The 14,819-nt window shown below is 39.6% G+C and carries 11 protein-coding genes; 9 read left to right on the top strand and 2 right to left on the bottom strand.

Annotation, left to right across the window (positions count from 1 at the left end; genetic code table 11):
• The first annotated feature begins 32 nt into the window (after positions 1 to 32).
• The 9 genes from TM7x_RS00055 to TM7x_RS00015 are packed head-to-tail and all read left to right on the top strand — an operon-like array spanning position 33 to position 12,131.
• Entirely contained in the window at positions 33 to 2,543 is a 2,511-nt protein-coding gene (locus TM7x_RS00055) for a TrbL/VirB6 family protein (protein ID WP_039326703.1), read from the top strand.
• Positions 2,544 to 2,573: 30 nt separating this feature from the next.
• On the top strand, positions 2,574 to 3,464 hold the full coding sequence (locus TM7x_RS00050; protein WP_039326702.1) for a PrgI family protein: 891 nt from the start codon (positions 2,574 to 2,576) through the stop codon (positions 3,462 to 3,464).
• Between the two features lie 9 nt (positions 3,465 to 3,473).
• Positions 3,474 to 4,349: a conjugal transfer protein TraC gene (locus tag TM7x_RS04160; RefSeq protein WP_230478849.1), complete on the top strand. Its 876-nt coding sequence runs from the start codon at positions 3,474 to 3,476 to the stop codon at positions 4,347 to 4,349.
• Positions 4,349 to 6,208, top strand: a complete 1,860-nt coding sequence (locus TM7x_RS00040) for a VirB4-like conjugal transfer ATPase, CD1110 family (RefSeq protein ID WP_052198757.1) — start codon at positions 4,349 to 4,351, stop codon at positions 6,206 to 6,208. The genes TM7x_RS04160 and TM7x_RS00040 overlap by 1 nt, the downstream gene beginning before the upstream one ends.
• 3 nt (positions 6,209 to 6,211) lie before the next feature.
• On the top strand, positions 6,212 to 9,205 hold the full coding sequence (locus TM7x_RS03740; RefSeq protein ID WP_052198756.1) for a M15 family metallopeptidase: 2,994 nt from the start codon (positions 6,212 to 6,214) through the stop codon (positions 9,203 to 9,205).
• 1 nt (position 9,206) lies between these two features.
• On the top strand, positions 9,207 to 9,665 hold the full coding sequence (locus TM7x_RS00030) for a hypothetical protein (RefSeq protein WP_230478848.1): 459 nt from the start codon (positions 9,207 to 9,209) through the stop codon (positions 9,663 to 9,665).
• The gene (locus TM7x_RS03735; RefSeq protein ID WP_052198755.1) at positions 9,658 to 10,872 is read left to right on the top strand and encodes a phage tail tip lysozyme; all 1,215 of its coding nucleotides are present in this window, start codon (positions 9,658 to 9,660) and stop codon (positions 10,870 to 10,872) included. The genes TM7x_RS00030 and TM7x_RS03735 overlap by 8 nt, the downstream gene beginning before the upstream one ends.
• Complete coding sequence (locus TM7x_RS00020) at positions 10,872 to 11,480, top strand: hypothetical protein (protein WP_039326699.1); 609 nt, start codon at positions 10,872 to 10,874, stop codon at positions 11,478 to 11,480. The genes TM7x_RS03735 and TM7x_RS00020 overlap by 1 nt, the downstream gene beginning before the upstream one ends.
• A gap of 3 nt (positions 11,481 to 11,483) precedes the next feature.
• Positions 11,484 to 12,131: a hypothetical protein gene (locus tag TM7x_RS00015; protein ID WP_138074048.1), complete on the top strand. Its 648-nt coding sequence runs from the start codon at positions 11,484 to 11,486 to the stop codon at positions 12,129 to 12,131.
• Here the strand turns inward: TM7x_RS00015 and dnaN are convergent.
• Positions 12,121 to 13,218, bottom strand: coding sequence for a DNA polymerase III subunit beta (gene dnaN, locus TM7x_RS00010; RefSeq protein WP_039326695.1), 1,098 nt, complete (start codon positions 13,216 to 13,218; stop codon positions 12,121 to 12,123). The genes TM7x_RS00015 and dnaN overlap by 11 nt on opposite strands.
• 245 nt (positions 13,219 to 13,463) lie before the next feature.
• A complete protein-coding gene (gene dnaA / locus TM7x_RS00005; protein ID WP_039326694.1) occupies positions 13,464 to 14,819 on the bottom strand; it encodes a chromosomal replication initiator protein DnaA in 1,356 nt (451 codons plus the stop codon).

The following is a 14,819-nucleotide window of genomic DNA, read 5'->3' as shown; positions in this document are numbered from 1 at the left end:
TTTTTCCATCAAAAATGCTAATATAACCTCAGATGGAGTGGTTGATTTCCCATAAGCAGCTTCTTAATAAGTGGCTGCAGTGGTTCGTGTTGCTGATAGCAGGGATGCTGGTGGGCATTTTTCTTAATACCTTAGCACATTCAACTTCTGTTTACGCCGTAGACGCAGAATGGAGTGGTCGTAATTTAACCTATAATAAAGAAAAATATACAAAGGTAAGCGATGATAAAAAGATCAAACAATTTAACCTACCTGATAATTCGCTTGTTTATGTTAATGAAGATAAGAATAAAAAAGAAGCCAAGGTTATTTATTTCCCATCAAGCGAAATATCTTCACTAAGTTCCGCAACTTACGCGGTTTATTCATTTGCGCCACCAAACACCTACGAACAAACCAGCACCTCAACTATTTCAATTGAATCTCCCTCAGAAAATTCAACCAGCACTTCCTGTGACGTACAGGGAATAGGTTGGATTATCTGTCCACTCTCCAATTGGTTAGCTGATGGCATAGATTATATGTACAGCGCGCTTCAGGAGTTCTTAAAAACTAAGCCATTAGAAACGACCAATCAAAACAGTGGAATTTATTTGGCGTGGGTCATTATGCGCAACATCAGCAACGTGGCGTTTATTGTGGCGTTTTTGGTGATTATCTACTCACAATTGACCTCTGTAGGAATTAGCAATTACGGTATCAAAAAAATGCTCCCTAGGTTAGTGATTGCGGCGGTGTTAGTCAATTTATCGTTTACGTTTTGTGCTATTTTATTAGATTTATCAAACGTAACTGGTTACGCTTTCCAAGACGCTTTCATGGGGATTAAAAACACAATATCCACCGTAGGAGAAAATACGGGCGTAGGTTGGACATGGTCAGAAGTTATTGTGATGATACTGTCCAACGGAGCTTTAGCTGGTGGAGTGGTCGCAACAGTAGCCATGGGAGCAGAACTACTACCATTAGCACTATCGGCATTAGTAGGAATAGGTCTAGTGCTTCTCTTAGTGCTTCTAATTATGGCAGCACGTCAAGCTTTAATTGTAATCCTAATTATCATCTCACCTTTAGCCTTCGTTTGCTATTTACTTCCTGGCACAGAAAAATGGTTTAAGAAATGGCGAGACTTATTCCTCACGATGTTAGTATTTTTCCCGGCATTCGCTGTAATATTCGGTGGGGCACAATTGGCTGGAATAATAATTATCCAAAACGCCACTGGAGCAAATGGTGGAATAATGCAAATCTTAGGAATGGCAGTTCAAGTTATACCATTAGCCTTAACACCTATAATTCTGAAACTTAGCGGCGGAGTATTAGGTAAGTTCGCTGGGTTTGTTAATGATAAGAATAAAGGTTGGTACGACAAGTCTAAAAACTGGGCTAAAGATCGTCGCGAGATCACTAAAAACAAGAAGTTGGCTAACCCCAATATGGCGCGATTCAACCCAAATCGTTTACGCCGTTGGGCAGATCATAGTGGTAGATTACGCAAAAAAGATCTGGAAACTTCACAGAAAAATGCCGAAAACTCATTCAGAAATACAGCCAGATATAAGAAGTCAGACTTAGACGCCAGACAGGCTTCCAGGCGTGCAGATCTGTTATCCGCACAAGATGACAATCGATACACCGAAGCTACGCTGGGTCACGCACCAACTGATACGTATGGAAAGTACGATCGTGCTCTACGAGCTAAGTCAACTAAATACTCAAATTGGCGAGACGCGCAACAAGCTCAATTTATATCAGACATTAAAGACCTAGAAACCGAAATTGCAGTGTCTGGACTAATTAAGAATAACGCTCAACGCCAGCAGCACAGTGAATTTGCAAAACAATTGATAAACAGCAAGGAACTTCGAGGGAAGGCTGGTGGACATGTCTTAGTGGATGATAAAGGTAATTTACTTGGCGCGGATGCCGCCTTAGCCTCTGCCATATCAACCAACCGCAGCGAATTCTCCAAGTCCGTTGATGAAGCTCATCAGATTATGAAGCATTATAAGCTAAGCTCTGGGCAAAGACAAAAGATATCTTTAGGCAATTCCGTGACACTTTCAGATGGAACGGTATTGGATAGCAATAACATATATGTACGTGAAGCTGCAATTGAAGAGCAGATTAAATATGGGACCGTTACAGAAGTTGCTCAGCTTGTTAGCGAATTACCGCCAGAATTCTATTCTTCTGTGGCGGCAGCATTAGCATCATCTGGCGTGAAAAACAAAGCTTCCTTTATGGGTGGTAAATTAATTGACGATATGGTTAAGGGTACTATTAATAACCGTCAAGATTTGCTCAATTATTGTGCTGAATGGCTACAGGGTGGTAAATATAAACCGGAAGCTTTGGCTAACACTGATGCTGATGGGGTTAAACTATTAATAGAAGCTGTTAATAATACCTCTATAATTAGCAAAGAAAAACGCGCATCTATTAAGGAGACTATTGATACAATCCTCAGCGACGAAAGATTGTCAGCGAGTGTAATTGATGCGGCTAAAGATCAGTTCAAAAACCTTCGCAACATGCTATAATCATCGTATTTTTGGTATAATATAAGCAGTATGTCTATATATAAAGTTCCTCAGGATGTTGAGGCGGAGGATAAGCTACTTGGACCATTTAGTTTCCGGCAGTTTGTGTTTTTAATTACCGCAGTTGTTGGAATTGGTATTGCGTATGCTTTGAGCCAATTGTTGCTACCCTTATTTTTAATTCCAATGCCGGTTGTTTTGTTTTTTGGGGCTTTAGCTTTACCTCTTAAAAAAGATCAACCGATGGAAGTATACCTTGCGGCAGTTATTTCTTTTATGTTAAAACCGAAAAAACGCCTATGGCAGCCTGACGGTATTGAAACGTTAGTAGAAGTTGTCGCACCAAAAACTGAGGAGAAGATATATGGCAATAAATACGATCAAACCGAGGTTCAGCGGCGATTGTCATACTTAGCAAACCTGGTAGACAGCCAAGGTTGGTCAATCCGTGGAGTTAATAACCCGAATAGTTCAATGCGCGCCGATTTATTTAACGAAGGCCAAGCGGCCAATGATATTCTAGATGAAAATAGCACTACAGCACAAAACATTAACCATCTAATTAGCCAGTCAGATGTCCGTAGGCGACAGCAGATAATAGAGAAAATGCAAACAGGTCAACTATCTGAGCAACCATCTCAGACTAATAACGACTCAGAAAAACCGTCCGACTTACGCCTTCAGATAAATCCATACCCAACAATGCGCCAGTCAACCATCAATCCGCTGTCAGACAATAAACCTACTAATAGCCAACCGACTGCCACGCCGCAAACTAGCTTAAACGACGTATCACCTGCTATAATAGATTTGGCAAATAATCACAGCGACCTTTCAATTGAAACGATTTCACGTGAGGCAAATCGAATTCAGCAAGAAAATAAATTAGCAGAAGAGGAAGTGGTGATTTCATTACGTTAGGTGGGGTTTATGCAACCAGAGTTACAAAATCAGCAATTGAATCAGCAATTACCGCAAACCAATGCGGCTATTCCTAATATTCCTCAGCAATCCGCCGTGAATACAACCATAGCAGGATCTGCTACTACACCAACCCCGGATAAGTCACCAGAAAATAAAAAACAGAGTGGACCAATCAGCACTCAAAATACTCTCCTGTTTTCTGAAATGCGTGAAAATATGATTATTATGAGTGACGGCAGTTTCCGAGCAGTAATCGAATGTGAGTCAATTAACTTTGATTTGATGAGTTCACGCGAAAGAGAGGGAATAGAGTTCAGCTATCAAAATTTCATCAATTCTCTATATTTTCCAATTCAAATTCTGGTCCGTTCACGCCGGGTAGACATTGGGCCTTATCTAGACAGACTGGCTGATATCCGACGTAATCAAGATAACATGTTGCTCAATGTTCTGATGGATGATTATATGGACTTTATTGATGTTTTAGCGCAAGAAGCAAATATTATGGATAAAAGTTTTTACGTAGTTGTACCGTATTATCCTGATGGTGATACTAATGCATTCAAGCAACAAACAAAAGGACTATTCAGTAGTTTCTTTAGCGGAAAAAAAGAAGCGACTGTAACAAAAATTGATCAAGTTACATACACAAAAGCAAAGGATGAGATAAAAAATCGTATTGATTCAGTAATGAGCGGCTTGTTCCAAATTGGGGTAAAAAGCTGGCAATTAAACACCCGTCAGTTGGGTGAGTTATTCTACACTTCATATAATCCCGACACATCATCACGTGAATCACTGTCAGAAATCGACCCGAGTGAACTAACTACTACCTACGTCACTAAAGGCACAGGACAAGCACCAACAGGAGAAAGACTATAATGGCAAAGAAGAAATTAGACGCTGTTGATATCGCCGCACAACAACGAGCGCGCGAACAAGCTGAAGTTGAGCAAGCCTTTTTAACCGGTGTCCGTACACTGCGTGATTTTATTGCACCAAGTAGCATTGAACTTCATTCCGATCATTTCCGACTAGGTTCAAAATATGGTCGTACTATGTATGTCTATGGCTATCCACGACAAATCTACACCGGCTGGCTCAGTTCAGTCATTAATATCGATGAAGTACTGGATATTAGTATGTTTATTTATCCGGTTGATACGCAAATTGTGTTGAATAATCTGCGCAAAAAAGTTACCCAGCTGGAAGCTAGCATGAATATCAATTCGGAAAAGGGACGCGTGCGTGATCCAGGACTGGAAGCTGCCTTACAAGACGCCGAAGAATTACGCGATCAGCTACAGATTGGGGCAGAGAAGTTCTTCCGCTACGGACTATACATTACAATTTATGCCGATAGTATGGATGAATTGAACTTTGTGCAACACAAAATTGAAACAATATTTGGACAACAATTAGTCTTCTCCAAAGTGGCCTCCAGCCAGCAAGAGCAGGGGCTCAATAGCACAGTCCCACAGTTAGCCGATGAGCTGCAAATTCGCCGCAATATGAATACAGGCGCAATTTCTACCAGCTTCCCATTCACTTCAGCCGACCTAACAGATAATAAGGGCGTCCTGTATGGAATTAATATGCACAATAACGGTCTGGTGATTTTTGATAGGTTTAGCCTGGAAAATGCCAATATGGTGGTGTTTGCTAAATCTGGTGCCGGTAAATCATTTACTGTTAAATTAGAGGCTCTAAGGAGTATGATGGTTGGGTCAGACATTGTGATTATTGACCCAGAAAATGAGTATCAAAAACTTTGTGACGCAGTTGGCGGTAGCTATATTCGACTAAGTCTAAATAGCGATACAAGGATTAATCCTTTTGACTTACCGCGAGTCATCGATACCGAGGAGGCGGACGACGCTTTAAGAGCAAACCTAGTAACGCTGCATGGATTATTGCGACAAATGCTAGGCGGGGCACAAACAACAGCCAGCGGGCAAGTTGTAGCGGGATTAACACCAGCGGAAGAGGCAGACATCGATCAAGCACTCATTGACACCTACGCGCGTGTCGGTATTACATCCGATCCACTGACTCACAATTCCACTCCTCCAACTATTTCTGACTTATATGACACCTTGCTTCACATGGGTGGCACTGGACCAAGCCTGGCACAGCGTCTACGCAAATTTACCTCTGGAACATTTGCTGGTATTTTCTCACAGCAAAGTAATATTGACATCAACAATAATATGGTAGTGTTTAATATTCGCGACCTTGAAGATGAACTTCGGCCAACCGCAATGTATATTGTCCTGAACCACATCTGGAATATTACACGCACTGACCAGAAAAAGCGCATGCTGATTGTGGACGAGGCCTGGCAATTGATGAAATATGATGATTCCGCCAATTTCTTATTCTCCCTAGCAAAGCGCGCCCGTAAGTATCAATTAGGATTAACCACTATCACTCAGGACGTGGAAGATTTCGTTGGTAGTAAGATGGGTCGCGCCATAGTCTCCAACTCATCAATGCAATTACTATTAAAACAATCCACCAGCGCTGTTGATGTCCTCGCTCAGGTATTTAAATTGACCGATGAAGAACAAAAACGACTATCTAATTTCCCAGTTGGTCAAGGCTTATTCTTTGCTGGGCAAAATCACGTTCATATCCAAATTCAAGCTAGCGACACTGAGTATAACCTGATTAACACCAATCCCGTAGCTCAACAAGTAAAGCCGTCTGATACACCAATTGGTGGTTACGGAGAAGTATAAAAGATGGCGCGAGTTGACTATACGACAGATTCCGAGACTGACAGTAGATTAAATCCTGCCGAGCAGGCTAGGTTCGATCAAATCTCAGCTGGACTTGATAGCGGTTCGGAATTAAGTGCTCGCGAAAAGGATGTCTTAAACGACCTTGAGTCTCAATTTGATAATAAGGATTATCAACTTGACCCCGACCAAAATGACTCCGCCAGTGAAGCAGTCAATGGGCGAGAATCTTCCGTGCCTAATAACGGTTTTTATCAGCCGTCTGGTAAACATAAAAAGAAAAGTCCAGTTACATTTAAATCCTTACTGAAAAAACGTGGACCGATTGCAGTAATCACTGCAATATTGGGATTAATTGCCGGAATATTTGGTACTATTTCTAGCCCAATAAATATGCTGACAAGTATGGTCGAAAATATGACGGGGACTAATGATTCAGCTTCAACAGTAAAGGAACACCGTCTAAAAAAATACTTTAATCGAGTTTTTAGCAACGAAGATAATGCAGGAATTTGCCAAGGCAAAAAAGGAATGCGCTGTAAAATGGGAAGAATCTCAAATAGAGCTCTATCAAAACTATCAAAACAAGGGATTAAACCAGTTAATGCGGATGGCAGTGAAATAAGTCTAAAGAAAACTGGATACCCAGATAAGAATCCTTCACATTATAAAGTTGAAGGAATTAATAATGGCAAGCCGATTGAAGCCTCTAGACTAAAAGATGAGCTGATTAAGCCGGAAAATAGGAAAATAGGGAATAAAGTCTACGGGAGAACCGGGCTATTTAATATGCGTTTCCATGCCTGGACTGGAAAGCATATGCAGAAGATGTATAACAAAATGGGCCTAAAGAGAAATGGTGGAATCGCCAATAAAATTGATAAAAAGCTTGGTATAAAAGAACGGGTTGATAAATTTAAGAAAAAACTACCAAGATTCGATAGTAATAAAGCAAGCGGTCATATAAATAATCGCATAACTGGTCTTAGTGAAAGAGTAGGGAAAGGTGGCCTAGCTTATGGCATTGCTGCCGGTGGGTGTATGGTTGTAAAAATCCCAAACATTATTGCTTCGGGGGTTACTGCCATTCAGTTAGCACCTTTGCTTACCTTAGTTATGGAAGTTGTCTTGTCTCCTGGGTCTCAAGCTAAAGCATCAGGTTTTGGTAGCGGATTTACACCAGAGGCGATGGACACAATCGGCACGATGTTAACGGAAAGAGGAAAAATAAAAGGCTCCGAAAACACCGAGGGATCCGCCCTAGATTCACCAGTATTACTTGCTTCAATGGGCATTAATAGTAATAAGCCAGCTATTGCCAAAAATTATGTTCCTGGATATTCAGTCATATCTAATCCAGCTATCCAGTCTATTAATAAACTCAAGGAAGAAACCGCCCCAGCATGTGATTTTATCCTTAGTCCATATACCATGTATGCGTTTACAGCAGCAGAATTAGCGGCAGGATGGGCAACTGGTGGAGTGGGTTTTTTAGTGAGTGCAGTTGGTAAAGTTGCAATTAAGCAAGTGGCAGCGTCTTTATTAGGATGGGTTGCTGGTGAGGCGGTCAAAAGTTTACTTTTAGAACTAGCAGAAAGTCTCTTAACTCCAGGTAATGCTAGATATAAAGATTTGGGAGATTCGCTTGGTGTAGGAGCGGCTGCATTCTTTTCAAATGGATCCATGAGGCAAATGCTACCAGGACTAAAACGAAGTCAGCTAGCAGAGTTCAATAGTATAAAGATAGCCAATGAAAAGTTTCAAAAAGATATGGATATCGCCTCATTAAGTCCATTTGACATCTCCAGTAAATATACCTTCTTAGGCAGCATAGTTCATAATATGGGAAATATGATGCTGGCAAACGCTACATACAATAGAACTCCAGCAGCAATGCTCTCTAATATTTTTAGACTACCATCAATGGCATTAGCCTATTCATCAACCACGAAGGCAGCAAGTGGTATATATTCAGAAAAATATTGTAGCTACGCTAAAGATTTTAACATGGGTAGTGGCTCGCCCGACGATCCGGCAATTAACTTAGCAGGTCTACCATGTACAGGTATCACTAAAGACCAGGCTAATATGTCTACTGAAGAAGCACTAAAAATCGCTGAGGAAGAAGGGTGGATAGACAACAGTAAGGACGTTCCAGATAATGCGACTATAGAAGATCTCGTAGGTAGTGGCTATATTGTCAGCAACACACCGCTTCATGACTTTATTAGCGATTGTAGCGACGCTAGTACCGGAGAATACTGGTTTAAGAGTGGCGGCTGTACGGCGCCATCTAGCTCAACTTCTTCAGGAACAATTAAGCAACAAAATCTTACTGACCCAACCGACGGTTCGGCAATTACCAACGAATCATTTGGAACAGGTGATGGAAATAAGACTTATAGTGATAGAAAATTATCTGCAATGTCGGTACTTTTAATTGACTACCAAGTCGCTCAATCAGTTAACGGTGAAGATGAAGAGAATGACGGAGGTAGCTCAGCTAAGTCTCAAAATGCTGACGATGGCGATGCAATTGGCGAGCCACAATTAGAAGAGGCGCAACAGAAAGGTTGGGGCGGACATGAAAACGGTAAAATACCAGACTCAGAATTGCAAGCATTATCATTCTCATCAAGCGATAAAATGCATAAAAAAGCTGCGAAGGCTATGGAAGAAATGAATAAAGCTTATAAAGCCGAGACTGGTGTTGATTTAACTATTAACGAAGCGTATAGAGACTGCGATACGCAAATTGCTTACTCCACTCCAGGTAATCCACGATACCAGGGCGGGGCGGCAGCACCAGCTCCTCCATGCATATCAAATCACGGTTGGGGTCTAGCAGTAGATATTAACGTCGGTGGAACTGGATCTGCTGTCTATAAATGGCTGGAAGCGAACGCACATAAATATGGCTACGTTCACCCAGCTTGGGCAAAACCGGGTGGCAGTAAACCAGAACCGTGGCATTGGGAGTACGCAAGGAATGTTTGATATGAATAGGGAAGATAAAACTATACTAATATTATCTATCGTGCTTTTCATAAATATTCTGGTTGTATTCTTTATCACGAAAAATCCAGATAAAGGTAAGTACACCACTATTTTATCGTCCGAGCAAACCGTCAGTAAAAAATCAGCCACCCAAAAGACTAGCCCTCAACAACCAATTGAGCAGAATATTATCATTGAATTACTTAATTCCACTTCCAGTAAGTATGGAAAACGTGAACTAAAAAAATATATCTTAGTCAAAGAACAGGGCGGATTTAAATTAATAAAAATGACAATTTTTAGCCATATTACTAATTCCACTTATGATTCTTATGCTATTTTTAAGGATAATACAGTCGTTGCAGGAGTCAATAGCGAAAAAACGATAGATTCGCTAAAGCAAGCTGGCGTACCCACGGACATAGTTAATGAATATGCGAGGAATCAGACTGATGTATAAAAAAATATTCATTGCTATTTGTATTGCCGTATTATTTATATCTACTGTTCAGCCGATTTCTTATGCAGCAGGATATCCAAATACATATATCAATAATAATATCTTATGGTTTAATAAAAATGACACGACATGTTCCGATTCTTCGTCTGCTGGTATATCTGGAGCTGACAATCAAGAAAAGATTTGGGGATACTTGCGTAATGTCGGATTAAGTGCAGAGCAAACGGCTGGTGTGATGGCTAATATTCAAGCAGAGTCAGGATTTAGTCCTACTAGGCATGAAGTAGGACAGGGATGGGAATCCGGAGGATGGGGTCTTGCTCAATGGACATTTGGAAGGCGTACTTTAATAGCTAATAAAATACCATCCGATCTAAAAAAATATTACAGTCAAGAATATGGTGGCGCACCCAACGAAAAAGGAATGATAGACTCTATTCCTGTAGAAGATAACGATAAATTATTAATTTTCGAATTAGAGTATCTGGTTCAAGAAGGAACGGAAAGACCGGTTACAGCTTCTGGATTCGGTACTGCGTCAAATTCTTGGGAGCTACTAAAAACCTTAAAAACAGTAGAGGAGGCTACTATTTTTTGGCATGATGATTTTGAAAAATCAGCTATGACTAAAGAGCAGGTCAAAAATATACGTGGTGCTGCTGCTCAAAAGATTTATGAAAGATTCAATGGTACGGGCGGAAGCGGAGGAGGATGCTCTTCATCAAGTGGCGGCGACTTTATCGACTATGTCAAACGTTATGCCTGGCCAGAAAAAACTGTACGTACAGATAAAAAACCTGAATATGCAAAAGCTATAGAAAAGGCAAAAAGCGAGAACAGATACATTGGAGATTCTTGTCTTGGGGGCGGTGTAGACTGTGGTGCCTTTGTGACAACGATACTAAATGACAGTGGATTTGATAAGAACTATAATTACGGAGGCGAAAACGGTAAGGCTGGCCCGACAGCCACGCAGCGTGCTTGGGCTGAAGAGAACTGGCAAAATCTTGGTGCTGGCAACTCAATAAATATAGCAGATCTTAAACCCGGTGATGTCGCACACAGCCCAGGACATACCTTTGTTTACGTTGGCGATATAGAGGGTTTTGATTCAAAAATAGCATCTGCTTCACAATGCGAATATGCACCAAAAGCAGGAGGTGAAAGTTTAACTTCTCCAAGTGTAACTTGGTATAGGAAAAAATAATGAACAAAAGAACAATTAGTATATTACTATTTTTATCATCACTTATTATATTAACCTACGGAATTGTCATATATACATCCAGAATTAATACGGTACCAGTATTTTTATTAGTCTCACCAAATAAAGCAGAAATTACCGTAGAAAATAAAAAAATTATCGGATCACAAATTATATATCTAGAACCAGGAATATATGATTTTAAAGCATCTAGAGATGGCTTTAAGAGCGAAACCGTTCATATAGAAGTAAAGAAAGATAAACCACTAAGGATAGTATTTTCACTTATTCCAATTACTCAAGAGGCAACTAAAGAGTTAAAATCATCTTCTAGGGGCGCTGAAATAGACAAAATTACAACAGACAAACTTGTTGACGAGCAAAAAGCATTAGAAGATGCAAATCCAATAATTAAAAAATTACCTATCAAAAATCTAATATACTCTATAGGCTATAGAGTAGATCCAAATATCCCAAATGGTATTATTGTAGAGATCGATACTATAGAAGGATATAGAAATGCTGCTATTAATAAAATTAAAGAACAAGGATTTGATCCATCAAAACTAAATATTGTTTTTAGAAATTATGCCAATGTGTTTAAGGAGTAATTTATGAATCGAAGAAATATTATTATAATAATAAGTTCTATAATAGTCGTACTATTATTATTGTCTTTTTTCTTCATTCAACCAACCTATACTATTTCGATATTTTTCGACAAACCAGACTTATCGGCTAAAATATATCGCAATAATGCAAAAAATAACACTGAAATTATATCGTTAGCAGGAGATACTAAAATAAAATTATCAGATGGCAAATATATAATTAAAACCTCATCTAAGTCTGGACATATAAATGAAAATTACACAGAATTTACAGTCGAAGGATCAGACAGGGATGTATCTATAAAAACCAGCTACAGCAAGAAATTTATGTCCAATAAAATAGCCGAATACAAAAATGAGATTTCAGCTGTATTATTTACTAAATACCCAGAATTAAAATCATATTTCATACTTAAAAAGGAAATTATATTAGGAAAGAATATCGATTGGTATGCCGCCACCTATCAAAGAGAGGATATAGATAGAAATTCAGGAGACGCCTACACTGTCATATTAAAAAAAGAAAATAATAAATGGACAATTAAAACTAGACCACAAATAATCAATACTACTTATAATACTAAAAATATTCCAGAAGAAATTTTATCCGAAGCAGCATCTAGGTTATCACCATTTTCCACTAACTCTTAAGTGGCATAATAATGTGTGTATAATCAGGGTTTTTTACCTGCTCTCGGATGACACATGGCGATAATTTACCGTTAAACGAGAATGTAATTTCGTCAGCATCAATAATATTCAGAACTTCCGTTAAATAGCGCGAATTAAGTGTTACTTGACCGTCAGCTGATATAGAAGCCGAAGCTTCTGAGGTGTTTTCACCTAGCTCAGATGCGATTGAGTGGATAGATAATAGGGAGTTTTCCTTTGAGGCGGTCACGGTTATTCCGCCACCAGATTCACGCGCAAATAATGCTGCAATCTTTGTCACTCTACTAAAATCAGCTTTTTTAATCACGATTTCCGTCTCTGAATTTGACGGAATCAATTGACGATAATCAGGGAATTTTCCGTCAATCAACCGGCTAACGATTTCCATATCTCCCGTTCTGAAGCATACTTGAGATTCATCAAAGAGAACGGTGATTTTTTTCTCTTCACCAACACTCTTGCTTACCTCTGAAAGTGTCGAAGCAGGGATAATAGCTGATACTTCATCATTAGACTTAGCTAGTCTTTTTTCCGCCAATCGATAACCATCAGTAGCTGCCAGATATAACGAGCCTTCGTGATTATGCCAATACACACCAGTCAAAACCGCCCGCGTCACATCAGAACTAACCGCAATTTTCGTTTGAATTATCGCCTTCTTTAAATCTTCAACATCGATTTCATATTGGATGGCAGTTTTTTCGTCAATTGTTGGTAATTCCGGATACTCATCCGCCACCACACCATTGATAACTGATGAGAATTTACCCGATGTAATATGAAGATGCTCATTTTTGACTTCAAGCTCAACAGTACCGCTTGGTAAGTTTGAGATAAATTCTGAGACCAAGCGAGCAGGGATGGTAATCGAGCCGTGCTTATCAATTTTAGCACCAATATATTGAGTAGAGGCAATTTCCAAATTTGTTCCAGCGATTAATAATCTGCCTCCATCAGTACATAGTAAAATATTATTTAATATTGGTAATTCATTACGACTTGAAGCAATGTCTTTGATGAGATTAAGAGCTTTTGCAAGTTTTTCTTGAGTGACCGATACTTTCATTATACTTTCCTTAATTTTTAATTAGTCTTAATAGTAATAGGTATTGTGGAAACTGGGTAAAAAATGTATTCAGATAGAGGTAGTTGGTTGATTTTATAGGTGGAAAACTCTGTGTATTGGCTGTGGGCTTTATGGTGGATATTATTCTACTATTCCACTGCTTAACATAGTAATTCATTCTTTCCACATATCTGTGTGTTAGTAATCCGCCAAAAAAACACAGGGTCTGCACAGCTTTTCCACAACTAATGAGCATATAATTTATCCTTAATATCATTAATTTGTTCATGAATGCTTACATTGGTAAGGCTTTCCTTAGTAATTTTTTCAATTGAGTGCATAGCGGTCGTGTGGTCCTTCCGTCCAAGCTCTTGGGCAATTTTTGGGAAGCTCATTTTCAGCTCACTGCGCAGTAGGAACATAGCAATTTGCCTCGGTGTGGCAATAAACTTATCGCGCCTGGACGAGCACATATCTTTCACGTCGATATTATAATAGCGAGCAGTCTTATCGATAATTTGCTTGGCGGTGACATGTTGTGGGCGGCTACGCTTGATATCGCCTAAAATACCCTCAGCTGCCATAAGGTCTGGAGTGAAGTTTTGCATTTCCGCATATGCTAAGAGCCGGTTTAATGCGCCCTCTAATTCGCGAATATTTGTTTTAAAGTTAGTTGCTAAGTATTCTACGACATCAGAATCTAATTCGGTATTACTGAGCTCAGCCTTCGCTTTGATTATGGCACAACGAGTCTCATAATCTGGCATCTGAATATCAATTGCCATACCCCATTCGAAGCGACTACGTAAACGATCCGTTAAGGTTGGAATACTCTTCGGTGGTTTATCGGAGCTAATAATTATCTGTTTGTTGTTCTGATGAAGGTCATTAAACGTATGGAAGAATTCATCCTGAGTTTTTTCTTTGCCGGCGATAAATTGCATATCATCAACGATTAGGACGTCAACATTGCGGTACTTATCCGAAAAACCCTTTTTCTTAAAGCGAATTGAGTCAAGAAATTCATTCACAAAAGTTTCTGTGGTGATATATAGTACGCGGGCGGATGGTTGTTTTCTAATTATCTCATTACCAACCGCTTGCATTAAGTGAGTTTTACCAAGTCCAGATCCACCATACAAATAAAGCGGGTTATATTTTTCTCCGGGGTGAGAGGCGACGGCCTGACAGGCAGCGTAAGCCAAGTCGTTACTAGAGCCAACGATGAAATTATCAAATGTGTAGCGAGGATTTAGATTACTGGCATGAGATTTTTTTGATGGTAAGATGAGCGGCGCTGACGATTCCTGACTCTCGGTTTTAGTAATCTCACGGTTAATACGAGGCTTTTTATTGCTGGATTCAACATGGTAGGAGATTGATGGAGAATTTATTCCGTTATGAGATAAAGCTTCAAGTATTTGTGGGTGAAAACGCTTTTCGAGTTGAGTGCGAGCAAAAATATTTGGGGCAATTATTGAGATTTCTTTATCTGATATTATTTCTAGTTTCGTGTTTTTAAACCACGCCGTAAAAGATGATGACGATACAGTTACTTCAATTTCACCTAATACACCCTGCCAAACTGCATGACTATCCAC

The sequence above is a fragment of the Candidatus Nanosynbacter lyticus genome (assembly GCF_000803625.1).
In the GTDB taxonomy this organism is placed as follows: Bacteria; Patescibacteriota; Saccharimonadia; order Saccharimonadales; family Saccharimonadaceae; genus Nanosynbacter; species Nanosynbacter lyticus.
The sequence above is the reverse complement of the archived record's forward strand: the minus strand, read 5'-3'. Positions and strand labels throughout refer to the sequence as shown.

What these genes read in the sequence shown, in the direction of transcription:
- TM7x_RS00055 (WP_039326703.1), top strand. Translation starts at nt 33, where the DNA reads ATGGAGTGGTTGATTTCCCATAAGCAGCTTCTTAATAAGTGGCTGCAG.
- TM7x_RS00050 (WP_039326702.1), top strand. Translation starts at nt 2,574, where the DNA reads ATGTCTATATATAAAGTTCCTCAGGATGTTGAGGCGGAGGATAAGCTA.
- TM7x_RS04160 (WP_230478849.1), top strand. Translation starts at nt 3,474, where the DNA reads ATGCAACCAGAGTTACAAAATCAGCAATTGAATCAGCAATTACCGCAA.
- TM7x_RS00040 (WP_052198757.1), top strand. Translation starts at nt 4,349, where the DNA reads ATGGCAAAGAAGAAATTAGACGCTGTTGATATCGCCGCACAACAACGA.
- TM7x_RS03740 (WP_052198756.1), top strand. Translation starts at nt 6,212, where the DNA reads ATGGCGCGAGTTGACTATACGACAGATTCCGAGACTGACAGTAGATTA.
- TM7x_RS00030 (WP_230478848.1), top strand. Translation starts at nt 9,207, where the DNA reads ATGAATAGGGAAGATAAAACTATACTAATATTATCTATCGTGCTTTTC.
- TM7x_RS03735 (WP_052198755.1), top strand. Translation starts at nt 9,658, where the DNA reads ATGTATAAAAAAATATTCATTGCTATTTGTATTGCCGTATTATTTATA.
- TM7x_RS00020 (WP_039326699.1), top strand. Translation starts at nt 10,872, where the DNA reads ATGAACAAAAGAACAATTAGTATATTACTATTTTTATCATCACTTATT.
- TM7x_RS00015 (WP_138074048.1), top strand. Translation starts at nt 11,484, where the DNA reads ATGAATCGAAGAAATATTATTATAATAATAAGTTCTATAATAGTCGTA.
- dnaN (WP_039326695.1), bottom strand. Translation starts at nt 13,218, where the DNA reads ATGAAAGTATCGGTCACTCAAGAAAAACTTGCAAAAGCTCTTAATCTC.